This is a genomic window from uncultured Tateyamaria sp. (assembly GCF_947503415.1).
Lineage (GTDB): Bacteria > Pseudomonadota > Alphaproteobacteria > Rhodobacterales > Rhodobacteraceae > Tateyamaria.
The window spans coordinates 547,670-569,271 of sequence record NZ_CANNDS010000001.1 but is presented as its reverse complement, the minus strand read 5'-3'; the positions used below and the strand labels follow the sequence as shown (position 1 = coordinate 569,271).

21 protein-coding genes and 1 pseudogene are annotated in these 21,602 nt (G+C 56.6%); 14 read left to right on the top strand and 8 right to left on the bottom strand.

Features of this window, described 5'->3' with window-relative positions; translation table 11 throughout:
- Positions 1 to 161: 161 nt before the first annotated feature.
- Both Q1A32_RS02745 and Q1A32_RS02740 read left to right on the top strand, forming a co-directional pair.
- A complete protein-coding gene (locus Q1A32_RS02745) occupies positions 162 to 1,025 on the top strand; it encodes an MBL fold metallo-hydrolase (protein WP_299649170.1) in 864 nt (287 codons plus the stop codon).
- A gap of 59 nt (positions 1,026 to 1,084) precedes the next feature.
- Positions 1,085 to 1,552 carry a carbonic anhydrase gene (locus Q1A32_RS02740; RefSeq protein WP_299649167.1) on the top strand — a complete coding sequence of 156 codons (468 nt, stop codon included), beginning with the start codon at positions 1,085 to 1,087 and terminating at the stop codon, positions 1,550 to 1,552.
- A gap of 26 nt (positions 1,553 to 1,578) precedes the next feature.
- Here Q1A32_RS02740 and Q1A32_RS02735 read toward each other — a convergent pair whose 3' ends face one another.
- Positions 1,579 to 2,391, bottom strand: coding sequence for a ZIP family metal transporter (locus Q1A32_RS02735; RefSeq protein WP_299649164.1), 813 nt, complete (start codon positions 2,389 to 2,391; stop codon positions 1,579 to 1,581).
- Positions 2,392 to 2,493: 102 nt separating this feature from the next.
- Positions 2,494 to 2,667, bottom strand: coding sequence for a hypothetical protein (locus Q1A32_RS02730; RefSeq protein WP_299649161.1), 174 nt, complete (start codon positions 2,665 to 2,667; stop codon positions 2,494 to 2,496).
- A gap of 1,264 nt (positions 2,668 to 3,931) precedes the next feature.
- Here Q1A32_RS02730 and Q1A32_RS02725 point away from each other — a divergent pair.
- Positions 3,932 to 4,657 carry a hypothetical protein gene (locus tag Q1A32_RS02725; protein ID WP_299649158.1) on the top strand — a complete coding sequence of 242 codons (726 nt, stop codon included), beginning with the start codon at positions 3,932 to 3,934 and terminating at the stop codon, positions 4,655 to 4,657.
- A 259-nt stretch (positions 4,658 to 4,916) separates the two neighbouring features.
- Here the strand turns inward: Q1A32_RS02725 and Q1A32_RS02715 are convergent.
- Positions 4,917 to 5,738, bottom strand: a pseudogene (locus Q1A32_RS02715) (IS110 family transposase); the annotation flags it as partial.
- A gap of 1,348 nt (positions 5,739 to 7,086) precedes the next feature.
- Between Q1A32_RS02715 and Q1A32_RS02710 the strand changes: the two are divergent.
- The gene (locus tag Q1A32_RS02710; protein ID WP_366141192.1) at positions 7,087 to 9,399 is read left to right on the top strand and encodes a cache domain-containing protein; all 2,313 of its coding nucleotides are present in this window, start codon (positions 7,087 to 7,089) and stop codon (positions 9,397 to 9,399) included.
- Positions 9,392 to 10,027, top strand: coding sequence for a response regulator transcription factor (locus Q1A32_RS02705; protein ID WP_299649155.1), 636 nt, complete (start codon positions 9,392 to 9,394; stop codon positions 10,025 to 10,027). Before Q1A32_RS02710 ends, Q1A32_RS02705 begins: the two co-directional genes overlap by 8 nt.
- Positions 10,028 to 10,323: 296 nt before the next feature.
- Here Q1A32_RS02705 and Q1A32_RS02700 read toward each other — a convergent pair whose 3' ends face one another.
- The 5 genes from Q1A32_RS02700 to Q1A32_RS02680 form a co-directional block, all read right to left on the bottom strand.
- Complete coding sequence (locus Q1A32_RS02700) at positions 10,324 to 11,046, bottom strand: amino acid ABC transporter ATP-binding protein (protein WP_366141221.1); 723 nt, start codon at positions 11,044 to 11,046, stop codon at positions 10,324 to 10,326.
- A 33-nt stretch (positions 11,047 to 11,079) separates the two neighbouring features.
- Positions 11,080 to 11,916, bottom strand: coding sequence for an amino acid ABC transporter permease (locus Q1A32_RS02695; RefSeq protein ID WP_299649149.1), 837 nt, complete (start codon positions 11,914 to 11,916; stop codon positions 11,080 to 11,082).
- Positions 11,916 to 12,659 carry an amino acid ABC transporter permease gene (locus tag Q1A32_RS02690; protein WP_299649145.1) on the bottom strand — a complete coding sequence of 248 codons (744 nt, stop codon included), beginning with the start codon at positions 12,657 to 12,659 and terminating at the stop codon, positions 11,916 to 11,918. Before Q1A32_RS02690 ends, Q1A32_RS02695 begins: the two co-directional genes overlap by 1 nt.
- A gap of 57 nt (positions 12,660 to 12,716) precedes the next feature.
- Complete coding sequence (locus tag Q1A32_RS02685; RefSeq protein WP_299649142.1) at positions 12,717 to 13,571, bottom strand: transporter substrate-binding domain-containing protein; 855 nt, start codon at positions 13,569 to 13,571, stop codon at positions 12,717 to 12,719.
- A gap of 374 nt (positions 13,572 to 13,945) precedes the next feature.
- Positions 13,946 to 14,464, bottom strand: coding sequence for a Crp/Fnr family transcriptional regulator (locus Q1A32_RS02680; RefSeq protein WP_299649140.1), 519 nt, complete (start codon positions 14,462 to 14,464; stop codon positions 13,946 to 13,948).
- 67 nt (positions 14,465 to 14,531) lie between these two features.
- Here Q1A32_RS02680 and Q1A32_RS02675 point away from each other — a divergent pair, with 67 nt between their 5' ends.
- From Q1A32_RS02675 to Q1A32_RS02635, 9 genes are all read left to right on the top strand, one after another.
- Entirely contained in the window at positions 14,532 to 15,104 is a 573-nt protein-coding gene (locus tag Q1A32_RS02675) for a hypothetical protein (RefSeq protein WP_299649135.1), read from the top strand.
- Positions 15,105 to 15,173: 69 nt separating this feature from the next.
- On the top strand, positions 15,174 to 15,488 hold the full coding sequence (locus tag Q1A32_RS02670; RefSeq protein ID WP_299649132.1) for a hypothetical protein: 315 nt from the start codon (positions 15,174 to 15,176) through the stop codon (positions 15,486 to 15,488).
- 109 nt (positions 15,489 to 15,597) lie between these two features.
- Positions 15,598 to 16,095 (top strand): DUF411 domain-containing protein, encoded by a 498-nt coding sequence (locus tag Q1A32_RS02665; protein ID WP_299649129.1) that lies wholly within the window; start codon positions 15,598 to 15,600, stop codon positions 16,093 to 16,095.
- Positions 16,092 to 16,556 carry a cytochrome c gene (locus tag Q1A32_RS02660; RefSeq protein ID WP_299649125.1) on the top strand — a complete coding sequence of 155 codons (465 nt, stop codon included), beginning with the start codon at positions 16,092 to 16,094 and terminating at the stop codon, positions 16,554 to 16,556. Before Q1A32_RS02665 ends, Q1A32_RS02660 begins: the two co-directional genes overlap by 4 nt.
- The gene (locus Q1A32_RS02655) at positions 16,553 to 16,897 is read left to right on the top strand and encodes a copper resistance CopC family protein (protein WP_299615049.1); all 345 of its coding nucleotides are present in this window, start codon (positions 16,553 to 16,555) and stop codon (positions 16,895 to 16,897) included. The genes Q1A32_RS02660 and Q1A32_RS02655 overlap by 4 nt, the downstream gene beginning before the upstream one ends.
- Before the next feature lie 5 nt (positions 16,898 to 16,902).
- Positions 16,903 to 17,781, top strand: a complete 879-nt coding sequence (locus Q1A32_RS02650; RefSeq protein WP_299649122.1) for a copper resistance D family protein — start codon at positions 16,903 to 16,905, stop codon at positions 17,779 to 17,781.
- A 14-nt stretch (positions 17,782 to 17,795) separates the two neighbouring features.
- Positions 17,796 to 19,223 carry a multicopper oxidase family protein gene (locus Q1A32_RS02645; protein ID WP_299649119.1) on the top strand — a complete coding sequence of 476 codons (1,428 nt, stop codon included), beginning with the start codon at positions 17,796 to 17,798 and terminating at the stop codon, positions 19,221 to 19,223.
- Between the two features lie 256 nt (positions 19,224 to 19,479).
- Positions 19,480 to 19,611 (top strand): hypothetical protein, encoded by a 132-nt coding sequence (locus Q1A32_RS02640; protein WP_299649116.1) that lies wholly within the window; start codon positions 19,480 to 19,482, stop codon positions 19,609 to 19,611.
- 746 nt (positions 19,612 to 20,357) lie between these two features.
- Entirely contained in the window at positions 20,358 to 21,527 is a 1,170-nt protein-coding gene (locus Q1A32_RS02635) for an LLM class flavin-dependent oxidoreductase (protein ID WP_299649113.1), read from the top strand.
- Positions 21,528 to 21,602 lie beyond the last annotated feature (75 nt).

Sequence of the window (21,602 nt, the reverse complement as noted above, 5' to 3'; positions counted from 1 at the left end):
TTTTATCTTCATACTTGCGCAGATAAGAAGGCAATCCTATCTCGTCAAGGGCAAGACGGTGCTTTCGCGACCCTAACCGGCGACCGGGACCTGGAATTGAGAATGATCAATCAAGGGCAGGGCAGTGCCCGTCACAATGAAACCTGAAAGGAGTCCCCGACATGACCCCCGATGTAAAAGCATTCTTTGATGAACCGACCAATACAGTGTCTTATGTGGTCAAGGATCCAGACAGCCAAAGCTGTGCGATCCTTGATTCCGTGCTGGATTTTGACCCCAAATCCGGGCGGACCAGCACGGCGTCTGCCGACGCCATCATCTCGCATGTCAAGGATAACGATCTGACGGTCGAGTGGATCTTGGAAACCCACGCCCATGCGGACCACCTGAGTGCCGCGCCGTATCTGAAAGAGCAGCTGGGCGGGACCACAGCGGTTGGTGCGCATATCAGGGACGTGCAGGAAGTCTTTGCCAAGGTTTTCAACGTCGAGAAGGGGTTTCTGACGGACGGCAGCCAGTTCGAACATCTGTTCGAAGATGGCGAAGAATTCGCCGTGGGCGGCATGACGATCAAGGCGATGCATACCCCCGGCCACACCCCTGCGTGCATGACCTATGTTGCGGGCGACGCGGCCTTTGTGGGCGATACGATGTTCATGCCGGATTACGGCACAGCGCGTGCTGATTTCCCCGGCGGTGACGCGCGAGTGATGTACCGGTCAATTCAAAAGATCCTCGCCCTGCCGGACGAGACGACGCTTTACATGTGCCACGACTACAAGGCGCCGGGCCGCGATGAGTACAAGTGGGAAACGACAGTTGGCGAAGAACGGACCAAGAATGTCCATATCGGCGCAGGCCAGACCGAGGATGAATTCGTTGCGATGCGCGAGGCGCGGGATGCGACGCTGTCGATGCCAACGCTGATCCTGCCATCGGTTCAGGTTAATATCCGCGCCGGTGAGATGCCTCCGGCTGAAGACAATGGCGTGTCCTACCTGAAAGTCCCAATCAATCAACTTTGATCGTGCGTGTCGCAGGCAGGAATTTTCCGGCCTGCAGACAGCTTTGGAGGAGCAAGACCATGAATATGAACGTTGCACACCTCGAAACCAAAACGTCGGGAAATCAGGCCAGTACAACCGAGGCTCTGGTGCTCAATTGCATGGACCATCGCCTTATTGCGCCTGTTGCGGACTACCTTGAGGGGCGCGGCCTGCGGGGCCGGTATGACCAGATCGTTCTGGCTGGTGGGGCCATCGGTGTGATGTCCGATCAGACCAGAGCGTGGGCCGAAACATTCTGGCAGCATGTCAAACTGGCACGCGATCTGCATGGAATTCGCAAGGTCATCATCATTGATCATCGCGATTGTGGTGCCTGCAAAGCCTTTGTTGGCCCAACCTGTGCGGATGAACGCGAACGTGAAACCATCATCCACATGATTTGGATGGAGGCGCTGGCCGACGAGATCAGGACCCGCGAACCTGATCTGGATGTGGAACTGCTGTTGATGGATCTGGATGGCAGTGTGGAGGCAATGACGGACTAAGCGCCCGTCCGCCGGGTGCAGTCGGGTCACCCCAGCGCCACATCCAGCACCATCATGACGACAAAGCCAAGCAGCAGGCTGACGGTGGCCAGGTCGACATTGCCCTCGCGGTGCGATTCCGGGATCAGTTCTTCGACCACGACATAGACCATCGCACCCGCCGCAAAGCTGAGCGCGTAGGGTAGGATGGGGGCGGCCATCACCACAGCGGCGGCCCCGACGACGGCGGCGACGGGCTCGACCGTTGCGGAAAGCTGCCCGTACCAGAAGCTTCTTGCGCGGCTCATCCCTTCGGCGCGCAGCGGGACAGCGACGGCCACGCCTTCGGGGAAGTTCTGGATGGCAATCCCAAGCGCCAAGGCCATTGCCGCCGCAATGCTGGCTGACGGGACCCCGGCGATGATCCCACCGAATGCGACCCCGACAGCCAAGCCTTCCGGGATGTTGTGTATGGTGATCGCCGTGACCAAAAGCACCGAACGGTGCCAAGCTGTTTGCGGCCCTTCGGCCTCTTCGATGGGAAAGCCCAGGTGCAGGTGCGGCAGAGATTTGTCGAACACCCAAAGCACAGCGCCGCCCAGCAGAAACCCGATGGCGGGGGGCACCCAACTGGGTGTTGATCCGGTCTCGGCAATCTCAATCGCGGGCGCGAGCAGCGACCAATAGCTGGCGGCCAGCATCACACCCCCCGAAAACCCCAGCATCGCGTCCAGAAACTTGCGATTGACGTCTTTGGCGATGAAAACGGTCGCGGCACCTACGGCTGTGATGGCCCAAGTGAACAGCCCAGCCAGCAACGCCTGTAGGATGGGGTCAACTGCGATAAACCACTCAAACATGCACTGCAGGCTCCTTCGAGATGGGCATACGAAGCATGATATGGCGGGCGCAGCTTTGATCTTTCTCAATCACTCGAGAAGGTTCACGCAGCTTCGACGCAGTCACAGACCAAACGGATGGCTTTCGTCGTCTTTGCTGCTGATCAATGTGGCCAATGCCGTCACCGCGTGTGTTTTGCCAAACCAGGCAAATTCATCTTGTTGATCTGGCAATGTAGCATTGCTGTAGTGGCTGGCAGCGCTTGGCTTCGTTCTGGTCCGGCCTGTAAATTTCACGCAGATAAGCCTATACAAATGTTTCGGCTACGGTGTGCTTGGGTGGATGCAGCATTGCCGATCAGGACAAGAATGTCGCAACGACCCTTGAGCCATCAGCTCGTGACCGAAAGCAGCCATCGTAACAATCGCAGCGAAAGCCCATTTCGTCTCGCAGACAGTGCGTTCGACCTGACATAAATTCTGCGCTTGCAGCGATTGTCTCCTCTGGCAGGCCGCACCGCAGCTTGATTAAGAGCTGGTAAGCGGCAGCAATGGGCCGTTTGAGCAATGCTCATCTGATACGTTGCGGCTCGCGATGCCTCCGATGACTGCAAAGCGCCCCTCCTGTGAATTCGGTTTTCGCACTGCGTGCTCTCGCAGAACAAAAATGCGGCAGATGCATGATGGTTTGTATTGCTGTCCGGTGACAGAACCGGAAATTCACGCAAGATACAGGGAGAAGAACACCGCTAACAGTGGGTTGCGGACAATTCAGCCGTTTAACTTGGTGTAACGAATAGCTGTTTGTTCATGCATCGCAACAAGCACATCCAGTTGGGAATCATCGCTGACGTCAGAAACTCAATACGATCGTTGCCGAAATGGATCGACGTTGTGAGCTGATCAAGTCAAAACGTGCTCCTAAGATATCTGAGTGTAACGATATCGCGCCGCCACGGGACCGCCTGCCCTACATCTTCGTCGTTCATGACGAGATGGTCGATTGGCTGGCTAGTTCTGACGAATAACGGAGAGTCATTTAGAGCACGATGACCCGTCTTACCTTCAAGGCTCGTACCTGCGGGGTTCACGTCATTGCGATCACTCAGGGAGCCGCTCAGGATACAATACGCCTTAGCAAACAAGACAATCTCAGAAACCGCTAGATCCAAAAGATGGCTAGCGAGGCGGGATCCAACTTGGTTGTCGGTATGCGAGGTGCGGAGCGGCTTCTAGGTAAGGACACGTTGCTGCAAAGTTAGCTGGAGATAAGCCCAGCGGTGAAGAGTTCTTTGTCGTACAGGTCCCCTTTAGCTCAACTGAAGAACTCGTTTGGTATGTCGGCGCTGTAGCTGCAACCAATAAATTCGACCGATGAACGATTTCCTCGAACACGGCGGAGCTTGAGATATCATTGGCCACCACATCCGGCTAGCTGCCGCTTTTCGCTTAGGGACCGTTCCTGCCGGGCAAGAAAAGGTGCGAACAAGACCGTCAATGAACCGTTTGGGCTTTCGCCGGCACCTACAGGAACAGTCACCCTACGTTAGAGGATTTTCGCATGAGCAAGAAAGACCAAGCACGTATTGATGCGTTTCTGGATTCACAGAAGATAAACGAGCGCAAACTGGGCGCATACAAGCCAAAATTCTACGAGGCGATGAAGCAGGCGCTTGACGACAACCGAATGGGCAACAAAACCGCAGTCCGTCATCAAATCCGAAGCATCGTCGGCAGTCTCAGGGTCGTTCATGTGCTCAAGGAGGAAGGTGTTGCTGATTTCACCAAGGCACTTGCCAAGTTCATCTCCAAGTACGGGAGTTTCGATTTTGGCAAGGTCTTGGCAAAGAACGCCAGTAAACTGAGGGGCATCACGACAGTGTTTCACAGCAAAGGTGTCCTTGCCGCCAAAAAGGAGGGCGAAAGGCTCTACAAGGTCATGGTCGATGCCGGAGAGATCCCGGCGGGAGCCAGCATGGCCGATTTCGAAGCAGCAATGGAGGCTCACGACTGTCACGTCATCAGGTACTATAAATTCAATAAAGAGGCCGTAGACAAGGCGAATTGGAATGCGATCATCAAAGGCTTCAAATTGAAGAACGGTGCAAAGAAAGATCTCAAGAAACTCGGCATGGCGATTTACAACAAGGGTTCAAAGCATCAGGTCGTGCATGCGATGGCCAGCGACATTCTGGCCGTCAGCGGGGACTCCAAAAAATTGAAATGCGGGGTAAATGGTTTCGTCTCGCTGGTCGCGGATCAGTTGGTCACAGCTGGGGCGAAGTGAGCGATTGGCGGCTGCGTTTCGATGTCGATGTGGAGATGTGGACCTAAAATCCGCTGCAAGCAGTCAGGTGGCGGGGTTCGATGCAGCTTTGCAGGACGGTATTTCAGCAAGTCCGGGGAGACTTGTGCCGCCGCCCGCGGTCCAGCCGTGTGCTGAACAGGCATGCCCCCTGGTCTTCCCACCAAACGATCCTCAGCAGATCACCCCGCTACCCTCGGAACACAATCAGGTGACCCGAGAATTGGCCTTCCCCGCCAAGTCAGACGTCAATGGAAACCTGGTCTCGTGGCGCATCAAACGCCGTTTTTTCTTTCAATATGCTCCAGGCCATACGCGCCAGTTTATTTGTAAGGGCGACAGCGGCCTTACTTCGATGCATATGGCCACAAGCGTGCGCCAGCCAATCGCCGAAGTTGAAGCCGGGCCAACGATGCGGTTGCATCATGATGATCTTCGCCGCCTGAACAAACAGCATCCTAAGATATCTGCTGCCACATTTGGTAGTACGCCCAAGGACCGTTCGTTCCCCGGTGCTGTATTGTCTGGGAATCAATGCCACCCACGCCGCAAAATCTCGCCTGCGCTCAAAGGCCTCTCCTTTACCAATCGCTGCCACCATCGCTGTCGAGATCATCGGAACAATGCCTGGGACCGTCATGACGTGGACGCGCTTCTCTTCGGTTCGACTGATCTCTTCGATCTCTGCTGAGACTGTCTTGATCCGGTGGTCCATCCACACCCAGTCACCGTACAGTCCGATCAGGATCGATCGCATGCGCGGCGATATCTCGTCCTTGCGTTCTTCCAAGATCGTCTCGACCGAGTTCTTCTAGGCACGCAGCGCCTTCCGTACCGTGATGCCCTGCTCAATCAGGAACGCGCGGGTCTGATTGATGGTCGCCGTTCGGCGGGACACCAAATACGATCTGACCCGGTGCAGTGCCTATAGATCGAGTTGATCCTCGCTCTTCTCGGACACGGTTTGCAGGCTGGGCCGAAGTGCCGCCTCGGCGATTGCCTTTGTTTCGTTGTAGTCGTTCTTCTGACCCCTGCTGAAAGGCTTCACACAGATCACTGGGATAGAGGAATTCGCTGTGCAACTGTTGCGCGATTTCTAACATGACAAGGAGTCCTTCGCCACTGATAGAGTTCCCACCCGTCTCGGAGGTCTGATCGAGGGGCATGCGCCGGCTCTTCACCTTGGCCAAAGCGGCCTCGATGGCGTGTTTGCGCCCCCGTAGCCACTGACGTTTGTTGTGCCTGTGCTTCTGGTCGAGCGCAGGTTGATCGTACGCTTCTCCGGATGGATGTAAGGCTTGCCATAGGCCCAACTGCGCGACCGTTGTTGCCAGACGCCCTTATCGAATTGGTCCATCCAAATCACCGATTCCAAATTATTATTTGGAAAAGGCGGAGCAGATCGCTTCCCCGAAAACATTTGAAAGTCGCAAAATCAGCTGCATTTACTAATTTGTATTGAAACGCGGAGAACTCAACATTTTAGATAGTTCTCTGGAAAAACTTCGAAAGCCACACAAAAAAGGACGAAGCAAGCGCTTGCTCAAGGTGTAGAGCCAAAAGGGGCATGTCCCAGTCCCGTCCAAGTCTTAGGATGAGCGCCTGGATCGTCGGCGACAGTTACTCCGCCATAGAGAGGGGTACGGTGAGGGAATAGAGACCAAGACGGTTTATGAAGATCTGGAAGGCCCAAGCATAGTTGTGCGGTGCCATGACGGACAGTATTGTGCAAAGCGACGTCATTACACCTGTTTTTGGATCCAGAGACAGCGGTGCTCTACTGTTAGCAAGGTCTGCTTTGCCGAAACTGCAGGGCAGCAGACACAGATCCTGTAGGCGTTAGCATTGGGCCGCCGTCAGTCAACTCGATCAGTACGGAAGACTGCTACCTTGGCCCAAACACGACCGCCCACATTCTGGCCTCGCTGGTATGACACCGGCTGAAAATGTTCACCGGCCACAGGAAGGTTAAAACCTGAACAGAGCCAACCTACAGTAGCGGACCCTAAACGGAGTAGGTCACAATGGTACTCTTATGGGTCAACCTCGTTTCTCATTCCTTTTGGGGGAACAGGTCTGATTCCTCACAGCCTGATTGTCCAAGTCTTGCCCCGCACATGTGCACGAAGGGCGTAGGCAATACTACCTAGGTAGTTTCGCGAATAGCCGACCCTTGAGCGACGGGGTAGTCTTTATACCAGTAACGAGTTCCCTTTTTCAAAAAGTCCTATGTTTTTATAACTGCCTTTCAAGCATTACAGCTTGCCCAGTAGTGAGTGTTTCTGGCTTGCGCGCTCTGTCCTTCGGGGCAGGGCGCAATTTCATTGGTTTTGTCTTCACAGTTCACTTCTGCTACCCCAGCGCTTAGGCTTTTGGCTGAAAACTGGCGCGGTGCGGTGAGCTAAAGTACGATGAAGTCCCTTGGTGCAATTCTAGCTCTTGCCTTGGCCGGGCTACAGCTGCTGGCGATCGCGGTGGTCGTCTCTTCTTCCTATTTCACGTCCGAAAAAACACTGCTCGAACACGCCCGGACACAGATGGTGGATGTGGGGACGAACGTGATCCAGCACACAAAGTGGTTCATGTCCCCGGCACGCAGCGCTGCTGAATTGTCGACGGCGCTAGCGTCAAACCAGATTGTCAGGCGTGAAGAACGCGATCATCTCGAAGGCCTTTTGTTTCAACAGCTCAGGTCTGCGCCGCAGTTCGCGGGGGCCTACTACGGCGACGAAGACGGCAATTTTGTCTATGTCAAAAGGCAAGGCGCAAGCGAGTACGTCACAAAAATTGTCGATGTAGCGGTCGGCGTCCAAGAACGCACCGAGTTTATCCAGCGAAGTGAAAACTTTGCGTCGGTGGGTCGTTTTTTTGACCCCGAAGATCGATATGACCCGCGAAGTCGGCCTTGGTACCAAGAGGCAAAGGCGTATCGCAGCAGCATCTGGACAGACCCGTACATCTTTTTTACATCGCAGTCGCCCGGGATAACTGCCGCAACACCAGTGATAGGTTTTGACAATCATGTCCAAGGTGTCGTGGGCGTTGATATCGAGATCAAAGAGCTGTCGAATTTTCTGTCCCAGTTGAGGATTGGCAAAACCGGTGCGGCGTTCATCCTGAGCCGCAACGGTGACGTGATCGCGCATCCGGATCCCGAATTGCTGACAACCGAAACCAATGATGGACGTCTCAGTTTTCCTTCGATTGACACGTTGGAAGACCCAATCGCACGCGCGGCATTTGGCGACCGTCTGTCAGCGGATGGCGTCGCCGTAGATGGGTTGATCCAGACTGATTTTGAGCATCAGGGGCAACAGTTTGTGTCCTTGATCATGCCATTCGGACTGGACGACATCCCGTGGACAATCGTGCTGTACGCTCCGGAAAACGACTTCATCGGGATCATCAAGGAAAACCGAGCGCAAAACACGCTGATCGCCGTGGCCGTTGCTGCGGTGACTGCCTTGCTGGGGCTGGCGCTGGCAAACAGGATCCATGCCCCTGTGCGGGCCTTTGCTGTCAGATCCGCGTTGATCTCTCAAGGAGAGGTCAATCCGAACGAGCCCATGCCAACGACTTACAAAGAGTTGGAGAATGCCAACACCGCGCTTGTCAAAGAGATTTCGCAACGCAAGAAAACCGAGGCGGAATACCGACTTGCCTTTGAGAAAGCGTCGCGCGGGATGGTCCACATCGAGAGCACGACCGGTCGGTTGCTGCGTGTGAATGAGAGCTTTGCCAAACTATTTGGCTTTGCTGAGGAAGAACTGGTCGGTACGACCTTTCAGTCGCGACTTTCCGCGGAAGATCAGGATGCTTTGAACGAATTCATGGAACGGATTGCAGGGCACTCGGCATTTGGGTTCGAGGCCAAAGCCATCAAGAAAGACGGGGCCCCAATATGGATCAATTTCAACGGCATTTTCTTTCCGGCAGATTCAAGTGGTGGCACCTACATCGTGGCGACGATTGACGACATCACACAAGCGCGTGTTTCCGAAGAGAAAATTGAAACCCTGCACCGCGAGATCGCGCATTATTCGCGTCAGGAGATGATGGGAGAGTTGGCAACCGGGTTGGCGCACGAGCTTAATCAACCGCTGACTGCAATAACGCAGAACGCGGATGCGGCCGCATACATCCTCGGCGACACCCCCGAGAAGACAACGGATGTGAAGGGTCTGTTGAGCGAAATCGACCAACAAGCGCACCAGGCGGCCAACATCATCCGTGCGCTGCGTGCGTTGGTCCGCAAAGATGAAAACATTCCCGATGATTTCGACATCCGCGAGTTGCTTTTGCAGGCCCGGCGGCTTGTGCGGTCCGAAGCGCGACAACATTCAATCGATATCGTACTGGTCAAGGGTGAGGAACTTCAGGTCCGCGCGGTCCACGTTCAAATCGCGCAGGTTGTCGTCAACCTTATTCGCAATGCGATCGAGTCAATTGCCGAAAGTGACTGTAGTGAGCGCAAAGTCACCATCTCGGCGGAAGCGACAGATGGATTTGCCCGCGTGGACGTCGAGGATGGTGGGTCCGGCATTGCGGACAGCCTGCAACTGTTCACCCCCTTTGAAACCACAAAACGCGATGGGATGGGGTTGGGTCTGTCAATCAGCAAGACCCTTATCGAAGCAAATGGCGGCGAGATATGGCACGATCGATCTGCAAAGGGCGCGCGCTTCAGCTTCACGCTTCCACTGAAAGGCTCTGACCATGGATGACGGTCCATTCGTATTTCTCGTGGACGATGACGCGGACATTCGAGGCTCATTATCCCGTGCGCTGGGGCTGCGTGGCTACATCGTGAAGACGTTTGCGACAGCACAAGACTTTCTGGATACCTACGACCGTGACATCTCCGGTTGCTTGCTGCTGGATTATGGCATGCCCGAAATGAATGGTCTTCAGCTTCAGAAACACCTGCGAGACATGGGAAGCCAGCTTCCGGTGATTTTCATCACCGGCCATGGGGGCGTTCCGGAATCCGTCGAAGCCATGAAAATGGGAGCGGTAGATTTTCTGGAAAAGCCCTTCAAGCAATCTGTGCTTATCGAACGAATTGAAGCGGCACTTGATACCGACAGGCGACGTCGTGCGGTGGCGGTGCAAACGTCCGGGATCATGGCAAGGTTTCAGTCTTTGACCGACCGAGAGAAAGAGATTTCCTTGCTCCTTGCGACGCGCACGGGTCAGAACTCGTCCAAGGAAATCGCTAGGCAACTCGGCATCAGCCCGCGTACCGTGGATCATCACCGTGCGCGTATCTTGGAGAAAATGGACGTCGGGACCGTCGCCGAATTGGTCGAAACCAGCCTTAGGGCAGGTCTTGTCAGCGATGGAAACGCATGAGCAATACCCAGAAAGCGCCGGTATGAATTCAAGCTGGTCTGGGCAAGCACGATGCGCACGTTGCCCAAGATCTGTTGTCCGTGACGGGTGAGTATGACGATCTGCCGAAGTCGCAGAGAATGCCAGTAAACAGTCCGCCGCGCAGCATATTTACGCTCCGATGGACGGCTGTGGGCTGAAAGATCATCTGTGAACGATTTGGCGTTTACCTTGATCCATAGATACGCCTTCAAAGGCCTACCGACCGGTCGGGACAGTTGCAGCCTCGCGCATCGTATTGTTAATGGTTTGAACCTCTATAGAATCTGACTCAGAAACTCTTTTGTTCTGGGATCCTGAGCATTCTTGAAGAATGTGTCTGGCGGTCCATGCTCGACGATAACGCCTCGGTCCGTGAAATAGATGTGGTCAGCGACTTCGCGTGCGAAAGCCATTTCGTGGGTGACAAGGATGCAGGTCATACCGTCTTCGGCCAGATCCTTGATGGTTTGCAACACCTCGCCAACGGTTTCCGGATCAAGCGCAGCTGTGACTTCATCAAACAAGATAACGTCGGGCTGCATCGCCAAAGAGCGTGCAATTGCCACCCGCTGCTGTTGCCCACCAGATAGTTCGCCGGGATAGGCGTCTTCCTTGCCTTCCAGCCGTACTTTCTTGATCAGCGCGCGTGCACTCTTTTCGGCCGCGTCCTTGTCTTGTTTGAGCACGCGGACGGGTGCCATCATGACGTTTTGCAACGCGGTCTTGTGCGGGAAAAGGTTGTATTGCTGGAATACCATGCCGACCTTTTTGCGCAGTTCCAGCTTGTTCAACTTCGGATCATTCACTTCTTGGCCTTCGACAAGGATCGACCCTTGCTGAATGTCGTTGAGTGCATTGATGCAGCGGATCAGGGTGGATTTACCTGATCCAGATGGCCCAATGATGCAAATGACATCTCCCTTCATCACGTCAAGTGAGACGCCATTCAGGACTTTTAGGTCGCCAAAGGATTTATGCACATCCTTCAGGGACACCATCGGGTCGGAAGTGTTCCAGCTCATAATGCGTCCTCAGCCAATAACAGCGAATTTCTTTTCCAACCGCACCGTGAAACGTGCGATTGGATAGCAGTAGATAAAGAACAGCAGCAAAACGAAGCCGTAGAACGGGGCGAGCAGTTCGGGCCGGCCTCCCTCCGAGGCAAGGGCTTGCCCCGTTAGCGTCATCACTTCGGACACGCCCACAATCGACGCCAGAACGGTGGCCATTGTCAGGATGGAATAGAGGTTCATCCAAGGGGGCAACATGCGCTTGACGCATTGCGGCAGGATGATCAACCACAGGGTCTGCATCCGTGTGTAGGCAAGGCTTTCGGCGGCCTCCCACTGACCGCTGGGCAATGACCTGACTGCACCGCGCACGATCTCGGACACGTTTGCCATCACGGGCAACGACAGACCGAGGATCGCTTTCAGCCAGTCCGGGAACGGTATTTTCAGCCCCAGAATGCTGATTTCGAAAGGCAAAAGGAACATCGCGAAAAACAGCAGGACGAGCCAGGGCGCGTTTCGAAAGAACTGCGTAACGAACCAAGAGCCACCACGGACGACCGGGATCAACGAGATTTGCCCGAGGCCCAGAAGTGCGCCGACGACCGTCCCCAAAGCCATGGCGCTGACGGAAATGACAAGATTAAAAACGAAGCCCTGCAGCAACAAAGGGGCCCAGTTCATCAGAACGACCAAGGGGTTTTGCCCGCCGTCCTCTGTTTGTGCAAAGCCCAGTGACGGACCCAGAATGGCAAACAGAGCAACGGGCAGGATGTGCCACGCTTTGAGGCCAAGGAACGGTTCCGGCTCTGGCTTGGTAACAGGCAGCATGACGGGCAGATCGGTTTTCCAAGTCATCAGCCGTACCCCGGAATTTTCATGGCACGTTCCCAGCGGTTCATTGCGCCAACCAGCACGCCGACCAGCACGAAATAAGCCAGCAACAGGAAGATCATCATCTCGGTCACGTTTACATTGTCAGACCAGATTTGGTTGGCCTCGTACAACATCTCTGGCACCGCAATCGCATAAGCCAGCGTCGTGGTTTTGACCAGATTGACCAAATTGTTGTTGAGCGCTGGCAGGACCACCCGGAAGGCCAGTGGCAGCGTAATGTCGCGATAGATTTGCAGCTTTGAGAAACCCAATGCCTCCGCCGCTTCGACGGTGGATTTCGGCACTGCTTCAATCCCCGAGCGGAAGATCTCAACGTTGAATGCGCCTGCAAAGAAGGACAGCGAGATCGCTGCCCATGCAAAGCTGCCCAAAATGGGTGACTGCCCGCCCCAGTCGTTTTCGACCCGCGGAAGCAATGTGCCGATCGCAAAGTAGAAAAAGTAGAGCTGAACGAGCGGCGGCGTGTTGCGAAACAACTGAATATAGCCGTTCACAAAGCGGCGCGTCCATTTGAAGGAAGACCCCTGCAGCCATGCGCCGATCACACCGATAATGACAGAGAAGAAGAGGCAGACCAAAGACAACCAGACGGTGGTTAGAAAGCCGTCGACCATCCGGTTACGGTCATATTCGTCATAAAGGAAGGGCAGGTTGATCCCCGTCTCCTGATACAAGAGACGAAACCATTCGTATATAACGTCCATGCCTGCTCCCCCGAAGATGATATCGGGGCGAGCGGTGCCCGCCCCGATATCCCATTGTTATTGATTGTATTTTTCGTTCATCGCCTTGGCGAATGGTGTATTGGTGACACCCCATTTGGTCTCAAGCTCGAGGATGCGGCCAGTTTTGTGCCAGTCGATGATCATATCGCTCATCATCTGCGCAAAGTTTTCCTCGCCCAATGCAACCGCCAGACCCCATGGCGCATCGTCAATGGTCTGGAGCGGCATCTCGTAATCGGCCCATTCCGGGTCATTTGTTTTGGCGACAATTGCACTGTCGTCATAGACGAACGCAGCGCAGTTGCCTGCCTTCAATGCCGAGTAAGCCTCCGCCGTACCTTTGAATGCAACGATCTCGGCGCCGTAGTTTTGCGATGTGGCTTTGTTGTAGAACGCGCCTTGAATACCGCAGACCGGCTTGTTCCGCAGATCCTCCCACTCGGTCAAGCCAAGGCTTTTCAGTGAAAGAATGTTGGTCCCGGATGAGTAATAGTTGGGGTCGGGGATCAACACGACCTCACGGCGATCCGGTCTGTCGGTCATCGTGGCGATCATCAAGTCGATCTTGCCTTGCTCAAGAAACTGCATCCTGTTGGAGCTGACAACAGGCACGTATTCGATGGCCACACCCAATTTGTCGGCTACGTCCTTTGCAAGATCCGGTTCAATACCGATCACATTGCCGGAGGTGTCCAGAAACCCGTACGGCTTGTAGTCCGCTTTGACTCCCACGATGAGCGTCCCACGTTCCTTTATGGTGTCGAGCACGTCGGCACTTGCTGCGGCGACACTCAATGCGGAGGCCAAGAGTGTTGTGGCAACACCTGCTAAGAATCGGTTTTTCATACGTTTCTCCCTATTTTTTTGTTTCAACGGCAGTCCCGAAGTCATGGAATTTCATCCACTGCTTGCACACGTTAGTCGATTATCAGGCTTTGACAAATTGAATAGCGCCGTGTGTTGACGCTGTCTTTGCATGGCCAGTAGGAGCCGAGGCGACCACCAGCATGCCTGCTACACATTTAGAGAACGATGCTTGCACATGGTCGACAGGCTTAGTGTCTTCACTGTTGATTTTCTGGAGTCCGGTGACCTCCCACGACGCCAATTCGCATTTGTAGAGTTGGACGACGGCGCAGAATCTGCGGCTAGGTGCAAGGGCAGTATTGGGCGGGTCGGGAATAGCCGCCAGACGGTAGCTTCACGGATTTCCGGGCCGCGTCACGCAATGACCTGCAGAAGCCTGAAGTCGCCAAGTCTACGTGTCAGGCACGTCGCCTTGCCAACTCACGATAGAGCGCCGGTGGCGATACGCCGATTTGCTCGGCCACGCGGATCCATTCACCCTTTGCCGGTTCACCATACAGATCCAGCCATGCATCCAGCCGGTCGGAAACGCGACGCAAGCGCAGGATTTCGATCCGCGCCCGCTGTGCTTGCACTTCTCTTGCGTGGGTTTCGATCAGGCTCAACGCGGCATCCGGGCGGTTCCTGAAGATGGTTAGGAAATCTGCACGTGGAAGCTTGGCCACGAAGGACTGCGCCCTAGCCACCGCGTCACAATGATAGGTGTTGGCAAACAACGACGCCTCGGCCAGCGCCATATTCGATGTCGCAACATGCAAGGTGAGGGACGTGCCATCTGCCATTGCGCGCTCCAAAGCGACTGCGCCGCTGCGCACCAGGTACATGTGTTGCACCAGGTCTTCGCGGTGAAACAGGGCTGTGCCCTTCTCGATCTTTTGAACGGGCGCATCATCGAAAACATCAAGCCAAGTGAACATGATAGAGATCATACAGTCATCGGTGCTGCTGGCATAGAGTGTCCCGGTCATTCACAGGAGGCACGGAATGCGGGCGACACTCATCTTGACGGCGATAGCCCTGATCGGGGGCGCGGCGTCTACAATTGCGCAAACCAGCCACGTCCATGGAACGAAGCACACGTCGCACGATCAGGCTCCGGTCGATGCCGTGCTGACAGAACCCGGGCAAGGCGCCTTCGCAGCCCTGTCCGAAGTTGTGCGCGTGTTGGAGGCTGATCCGACCACGGATTGGTCGCGCGTCGATTTGACGGGTTTGCGGGCGCATTTGATCGACATGGACCGTCTGGTGACAGATGCCATTGTCACACAATCGTCGCTGCCCAACGGGATCATCGCATCCGCGACCGGGGACGCAACGACTGTCGCCGCCTTGCGCCGGATGGTGCCAGCCCATGCGGCACAGCTTGCTCTCGATGAGCGCTGGAGCGTTGAGGCGAAGAACACTGACACAGGTGTGGACCTACATGTGACGAGCGATAATCCTGCGGTTGTCGCGCGGATTAGGGGCTTGGGCTTCTTCGGCCTGATGGCCAGTCAGGACCACCATCGCGCGCACCATCTGAAAATGGCGCGTGGTGAGGACGTGCACGGACATTAGTGGTCTCGGCTCTGGGCAACGCCCAACGGTTGCTTGCATACGTCCACAAACGGCATGTAGGTATATCTCATGGGTTTGTTTCGCCTTCTTTTGATTGTCCTCGTGACATTGTCCGCACCACTCTCCGGAGTGGCGGAGGCGAGCCACATGCCAATGGCGGGGCATCATCATGCGGGCGGTGAGCATATGCCCGACGACCAACCCCCGTGCTGCGTGGATAGCACCGAACGCGCCCAATCGTGCCATATCCTGGCGGCGGTACTTCCTGCAGCGGACCTGCACGGCGCGGCACCATCCGCGCACGACACGGTGTTTTGCGCGGTGGGCGTCCTGCCGGATGGTATCAATCCTTCAGGTCCTCTCGACCCGCCCCGCGCGGTGTGATGTCTGCCGGACCCTGTCGGGGTGCGGCGTAAATCCAATCAATGACATCAAGACGGGCTTTGCCCGGTGCCGAACCAGATCGGCGCAATTCTTTCGAGAGGAACACGCTATGACAGCAATCAAGACAGGTCTCACGTCTATTGCCTCAACCACCGCATTGGCCCTGTGGGTCGCATCCTTTGGGTGGGGCGACATGGCCCTTGCGGATGGCCATTCCAACATGGCCGAACCCGGAACAATGCACGTTACCAAAAGCCCCACCTGTGGCTGCTGCGGGGCGTGGGTCGCGTTGGCCCGTGAGGAGGGGTACGACATTGACATCACCGACACCGCTGATGTGGTGACGATCAAACTCGACATGGATATCCCCGGCGATCTGTGGGCCTGTCACACGGCTATGATCGACGGTTATGTGGTAGAGGGGCATGTGCCGTTTGCAGCAGTTCAAAAGTTGCTGGAAGAACGTCCCGCCATCACCGGCATTTCCGTGCCCGGCATGCCCGCAGGATCGCCCGGCATGGGAACTGATCCAACCGCACAATATGATGTCATCGCGTTTGGCGGCACTGCGGGCAAGGGTGTGGTATTCCATCGGGCGGGTCTATGAGGCGCGCCATTTGGACCGCAGGTGCCAGCGTGGTCGTGTTGACGGTGGCATTCTACTCCTTGGGCGCAGTCTCGGCAGAGATGGACAGGGTCGTCTTGCGCGATACCGATCCCAAGGTCATCAAAACCGGAGCCGCCGTTTATGACGCGTCCTGCGCCTCGTGCCACGGTACTGAACTTGAGGGGCAAGCGAACTGGCGGATCCCGGAGGCGGACGGACGGCTTCCCGCGCCGCCCCATGACGAAACCGGCCACACATGGCACCACGACGGCGACACCTTGTTTCGGCTGACCAAGTACGGCGTGGGCGCGTTGATCAATGACCCTGACTATGCCTCGAACATGCCGATCTATGAAGGCGTCCTGACGGATGACGAAATCATCGCCGTTCTGAGCTATATCAAATCCACGTGGCCCGAGGACATCCGCGCCCGCCACACCGCAATGGAGAACCGAAAATGAGACAGACCCTCTTTGCCGCTCTTGCTCTCGCCGCGATGGCGACCGGAGTTTGGGCGCACTCGAAAGCGGAACAGACGACACCTGCGAACGATGCCACGATGGAAAAGGTCGAGGTTATCGAACTGCGGTTCGATGCGCCGATGCGCGTGACCGCGATTACAATGACCGGGCCCGCTGGGGACGTCGCCGTCGCGCGCGAGACCGGTATGGATCCCGTGACCGAGTTTCGCGCCATGCCACCCGCCGATCTGCCGCACGGTGCCTATACGGTCGACTGGCGGGGCTTGTCGGCGGACGGGCACCCGATGCAGGGCACGTTTGGCTTCACAGTCGCGGATTGATTGTCATGGAGGGGCTGGCTCCGATCGACGAATGGGCCATTGCAGCCATCATCGCCAAAGCTGCAGGCTATGGCGCGGCGCTCTTGGCGATGGGAGGGCCCCTTTTCCTTGCCGCGTTCCCTGAGGCTCCAACCGATGTGCGTCGCCTTGCCCGCAAGATCGCAATTGTGGCCGCGCTGATTGGTCTGGCAATATTGGCTGTCCGCTTTGGCATCCGTGCCGGGCGTATCTCGGGGATGGGACTGCAAGGGGCGTTCGATCCGATGATGCTGGGCTTTGTCTGGGACAGCCCTCTTGGGACCGCCGCAGTCTGGCACAGCGTAGGGACCGCGCTGGTTTTTACGGCGATGTTCGACAGCATCGCTGGCCTTGTGGCAGGTCTGGTTGGGGCGGCGATGATCGGCGTATCCTACACTTCTGTGGGGCATGCGCTCGGGGATCCTCGCTGGCTTCTTGCGTCGCTCTTGACCCTCCACCTTCTGGCGGCGGCCTTCTGGGTCGGCGCTCTGGCCCCCTTGCGGCACGCAGCCAAAGACGCGGGCGGGGCTGCGCTGCTCCACCGGTTTGGGCAGATCGCCAGCGTGACTGTCGCGCTACTGATCCTCGTGGGCGCGACCTTCGCGTGGCTGATGACCGGTTCGCTGGTCGCACTCTTCACCACCGCTTACGGTTGGACGCTTCTGATGAAGCTCATCATCGTGACGGGGCTGATGATCATTGCCGCGTTCAACAAGTGGCGCCTTGTCCCGGCGCTTGCCCGCGGCGCACCATCCGCCGCAATCCATCTGCGCCGGTCGATCTACTTCGAGGCTATCGCCGTGCTGCTTATCCTGATGGCCACGGCGGCGCTGGCATCCATCACCACGCCCCCAGTCAACCTCTAACAAGGAGCCCGATCATGCGCCCATTCACCAGACGCGCCGTTCTGCAAGGCACCGCCGCCCTTGGCGGATCGGTTCTGCTGGCGCGGACCCCTTTCGCGGGAACCGACCTGCCGATATTGCGCGCGGCCCCGGCACTTGCGCAACTCGCCCCGACCGGGTTTCCGGAAACGCCCGTTTGGGCTTACGCAACAGACAGCTTCGGAACAGTACCCGGGCCAGAGATACGGGTAAGGGCCGGGGAACGGGTCAGGTACCGACTGCAGAACGATCTGCCCCAAGCCACGGCGGTGCACTGGCATGGTATCCGCATCGAGAACGGGATGGATGGTGCGGCCCCACTGACCCAAGCCCCCGTGCTGCCCGGCGACAGTTTCGAGTATGACTTCATTGCGCCCGATCCCGGAACCTATTGGTATCATTCGCACAATCGCAGTACCGAACAGGTCGCACGTGGGCTGGCCGGGCCGCTGATCGTCGAAGATCGCGACCCGTGGCTGGGAGAGCTGGGCGCTGCAACGCGCGAGCTGGTGCTGGTTCTGGATGATTGGCTGCTGGGCGACGCCGCCGCCATTGTCGAGGGTCGGTGGGATGATCTGCACGCCGCCGCGCATGGGGGACGCATGGGCAATACGGTCACCGTAAATGGGATGGCTTATCCCGACTTGCGCATTCGACCGGGCGAACGTGTACGGCTCAGGATCATCAACGCAGCCACCGACAGGATCATGCCGCTCGCCCTGCCGGACCTGTCCGCTTCGGTCATCGCTCTGGATGGTCACCCGATTGCGCCTCGCGCTGTGGAAACGCTTGTCCTTGGCCCGGCGCAACGGGCGGATGTGGTGATTGACGGACGTATGGATGGGGAAGCTCGGGCAAGCCTGCTGCTTGATCCCGGCAATGGCACCTGGGTGGAGATCGCCGCATTTGTCCACCAGGGCGATCCTGTAGCGACACCATCGGCCGATGTGCGGCCCTTGCCAGCATGGGGCACACTGCCCGCACCGGATCTGTCGGAGCCGCAGCGCGAAACGCTGCTGATGGACGGTGGCGCCATGCGCGGAATGCAAAGTGCCCGCTATCACGGCGACACTTTGGACTTCCGCGACCTCGCTGCGAACGGCATGGTCTGGGCCTTCAACGGCGTGGCCCACGGAATGGATGAGCCGATGTTCCGCGCCGAACTGGGGCGCACGGTTCACATGCAGATGACCAACAGGTCCAGATTTCCGCACGCCATTCATCTGCACGGGCACCACTTCACGATTCAATCGCAAAGCGGGTCTGCCAATACCGCGGGCGACGTGCGCGACACTGTCCTCGTGGGTGCGGATGAAACCGTGGAAATCGCTTTCGTGGCGGACAATCCCGGTGTCTGGATGATCCACTGCCACATGCTGTCACACCAGAAGTCGGGCATGATGGGGTGGTTCGAAGTGGCTTGAATGTTGCGGTAAGCCCGTAAGGCCGCGGGCGCCCCATTGTATTTCGACGTTTTATGCAACAGCCCGATCACAGCTTCCAACGTCGAGCTGTTTGTCCGCACCGGACCGCCGTCGCTAAGCAATGCTCTTGGTTTTCTACGACCAACCATCCGGCACAAACATGCGTCTCTTCTGCCAATACGAGCGCTTATTGCCATTCGACCGTAAGTTGCCAATTTTCTTCTCGTTCAGCACGTTATGCCTTGGGACGATTGAAATGCTGTCTTTGGCCGACATACCACTCACATCGCCGCGCCTCACCAGCGCCGTGCCGTCCTACACCGCCCGGTATCGCACCGTAATATCCGACAGCGAAGGCGCCGACATACTGATGCGAAAGACAATCTGATCGGCATCTACAAGAATTTCGTGGGTTGAAATGGAGATAGCGGATGGCCTTGTGAAAACCTTCTGAGAACTATTTGGATCTATAAATCTGCGACCTAAGTTTAACCTGAGTATCTAGATCAGTGGTGGGGTACACCGGTAACGCAAATCCTTCCCAAATCTCGAATGCTTTCTGTTAGCTTCGGAGGTAGATTTAAAAACGACCGACTCCATGGTTTTGACCGCCGCAAACCAGGCTGTTCCGAAATTGCATCCGTTATACCTTGATGCCTTGGTCAGAAGCCTGGGGAACACTTGCCGCGAGGCGAGCGAAGTCGCCTTTTTGCCGGAAGTCATTCATTGCGTAAACTCAGAGACCTAAAGCGGCATCGGGTTCTTACCAGTTGCAGCAGAAAACCTTCCTGCAGCCGCCCAACATCGAAGTCGTAATTCAACAGGGTTTCATCGTGACCCCCGCGGCCCTCAAACAGTATTGATGCATCAAGCGAACGGAACAACGTTGCGGCCACCTCCGGCGTTCAGTGAAGGCTACAATACACTTTAAGATCGGCGTGCAGAGGATCGATACTTGTGTCGATTTATGCGGTGAGAAACACGATCTGATGCAGGAAACTGCGTCTGCAGGCTCAATAGTCGACCACGTTCAAGACGTGCGCCGATTAATCCTTTCTGAATCGGGACCTTCGCGCTTAGGTTGACCATGCGTCATCCTGCATGATGGGGGATGACCCTAAGGGAGGACTAAGAATGAACGACCGTATGCGTTTTGGCATTTTTCTTGCCCCGTTTCACAAACCCGGGATCAACCCGACCTTGGCGCTCGAACAGGACCTCGAACTGGTGCAATGGCTGGACCGGTGCGACTATGATGAAGTTTGGTTTGGCGAGCATCATTCCGCCGGATCGGAAATATCAGCCAGCCCGGAACTGATGATCGCCACCGCCGCTCCGCGCACCAAGCGGATCAAACTTGGGACAGGCGTTGTATCTGTCAGCTATCACAATCCCCTTTGGGTGGCAGAAAAGATCGTGCAGCTTGACCACTTGACGCGCGGGCGGGCGATGCTGGGACTTGGACCCGGATCGCTGCCCACGGATGCGGCCATGATCGGGTTGTCGCAAAAGGACACACGCGGGCTGTTGGCCGATGGGCTGGACATCATTACGCGGCTTTTGCGCTCCGACGAACCAGTCAATTTCGAAAACGACCGCTGGGTGTTGAAAGACGCGCGGCTGCATCTAAGGCCTTATTCCAACTTCGATCTGGCCACCGCTGCAGTCGCCTCGCCCACGGGGCCGAAGCTTGCAGGCAAATACGGAGCCGGGCTGATCTCGATCGGGGCAACAACAGCGGCCGGTTTCGACGCACTTGCGCTGCATTGGGACGTGATCGAGGAAGAGGCGAAACACCACAACCAACAGGTCGACCGGTCCAAATGGCGGCTTGTGGGGCTGTGCCATATCGCCGAGACGGCCGAACAGGCGCGGCGCGATGTGGAGTATGGCATCGAACACTGGTTCAACTATTTTCAGGAAATCGCCGCCTTTCCGCAGATGTCGATGCCAGGGCAGAACGCCAAGGAGATGATCGACTTCATCAATGACAGCGGCTTCGGGGCAATCGGCACGCCCGAGATGTGCAAGGCACAAATTGACCGGCTCTGGACGCAATCCAATGGCGGCTTCGGGGCCTATCTGATGCTCGCACACAACTGGGCCAATTTCGATGCGACGCGCAAATCCTACGAACTTATCGCCCGCGAGGTTTTCCCACATTTCCAAGGGCAGCACATGTCAACCATGAACGCAGCCATGCGGGCGCAAAAGATGCGGCCGGAACTGGCTGAGATCCACGCAAAGGCTGTGGAGACCGCGCAAAACAACTACGCGGCAGAAAAAGAGAGCCGGGTGGGATAAGGTATCAGCTCGCGTCTGCCATCGCGTCATAAACCGGCGCGATGGCTGCAAGGGGTAAATGCTGATCTGGCCCAA

Coding starts and splice junctions, on each gene's coding strand:
- Q1A32_RS02745 (WP_299649170.1), top strand. CDS start 162: ATGACCCCCGATGTAAAAGCATTCTTTGATGAACCGACCAATACAGTG.
- Q1A32_RS02740 (WP_299649167.1), top strand. CDS start 1,085: ATGAATATGAACGTTGCACACCTCGAAACCAAAACGTCGGGAAATCAG.
- Q1A32_RS02735 (WP_299649164.1), bottom strand. CDS start 2,391: ATGTTTGAGTGGTTTATCGCAGTTGACCCCATCCTACAGGCGTTGCTG.
- Q1A32_RS02725 (WP_299649158.1), top strand. CDS start 3,932: ATGAGCAAGAAAGACCAAGCACGTATTGATGCGTTTCTGGATTCACAG.
- Q1A32_RS02710 (WP_366141192.1), top strand. CDS start 7,087: ATGAAGTCCCTTGGTGCAATTCTAGCTCTTGCCTTGGCCGGGCTACAG.
- Q1A32_RS02705 (WP_299649155.1), top strand. CDS start 9,392: ATGGATGACGGTCCATTCGTATTTCTCGTGGACGATGACGCGGACATT.
- Q1A32_RS02700 (WP_366141221.1), bottom strand. CDS start 11,046: ATGGTGTCCCTGAAGGATGTGCATAAATCCTTTGGCGACCTAAAAGTC.
- Q1A32_RS02695 (WP_299649149.1), bottom strand. CDS start 11,916: ATGACTTGGAAAACCGATCTGCCCGTCATGCTGCCTGTTACCAAGCCA.
- Q1A32_RS02690 (WP_299649145.1), bottom strand. CDS start 12,659: ATGGACGTTATATACGAATGGTTTCGTCTCTTGTATCAGGAGACGGGG.
- Q1A32_RS02685 (WP_299649142.1), bottom strand. CDS start 13,571: ATGACTTCGGGACTGCCGTTGAAACAAAAAAATAGGGAGAAACGTATG.
- Q1A32_RS02680 (WP_299649140.1), bottom strand. CDS start 14,464: ATGTTCACTTGGCTTGATGTTTTCGATGATGCGCCCGTTCAAAAGATC.
- Q1A32_RS02675 (WP_299649135.1), top strand. CDS start 14,532: ATGCGGGCGACACTCATCTTGACGGCGATAGCCCTGATCGGGGGCGCG.
- Q1A32_RS02670 (WP_299649132.1), top strand. CDS start 15,174: ATGGGTTTGTTTCGCCTTCTTTTGATTGTCCTCGTGACATTGTCCGCA.
- Q1A32_RS02665 (WP_299649129.1), top strand. CDS start 15,598: ATGACAGCAATCAAGACAGGTCTCACGTCTATTGCCTCAACCACCGCA.
- Q1A32_RS02660 (WP_299649125.1), top strand. CDS start 16,092: ATGAGGCGCGCCATTTGGACCGCAGGTGCCAGCGTGGTCGTGTTGACG.
- Q1A32_RS02655 (WP_299615049.1), top strand. CDS start 16,553: ATGAGACAGACCCTCTTTGCCGCTCTTGCTCTCGCCGCGATGGCGACC.
- Q1A32_RS02650 (WP_299649122.1), top strand. CDS start 16,903: ATGGAGGGGCTGGCTCCGATCGACGAATGGGCCATTGCAGCCATCATC.
- Q1A32_RS02645 (WP_299649119.1), top strand. CDS start 17,796: ATGCGCCCATTCACCAGACGCGCCGTTCTGCAAGGCACCGCCGCCCTT.
- Q1A32_RS02640 (WP_299649116.1), top strand. CDS start 19,480: ATGCTGTCTTTGGCCGACATACCACTCACATCGCCGCGCCTCACCAGC.
- Q1A32_RS02635 (WP_299649113.1), top strand. CDS start 20,358: ATGAACGACCGTATGCGTTTTGGCATTTTTCTTGCCCCGTTTCACAAA.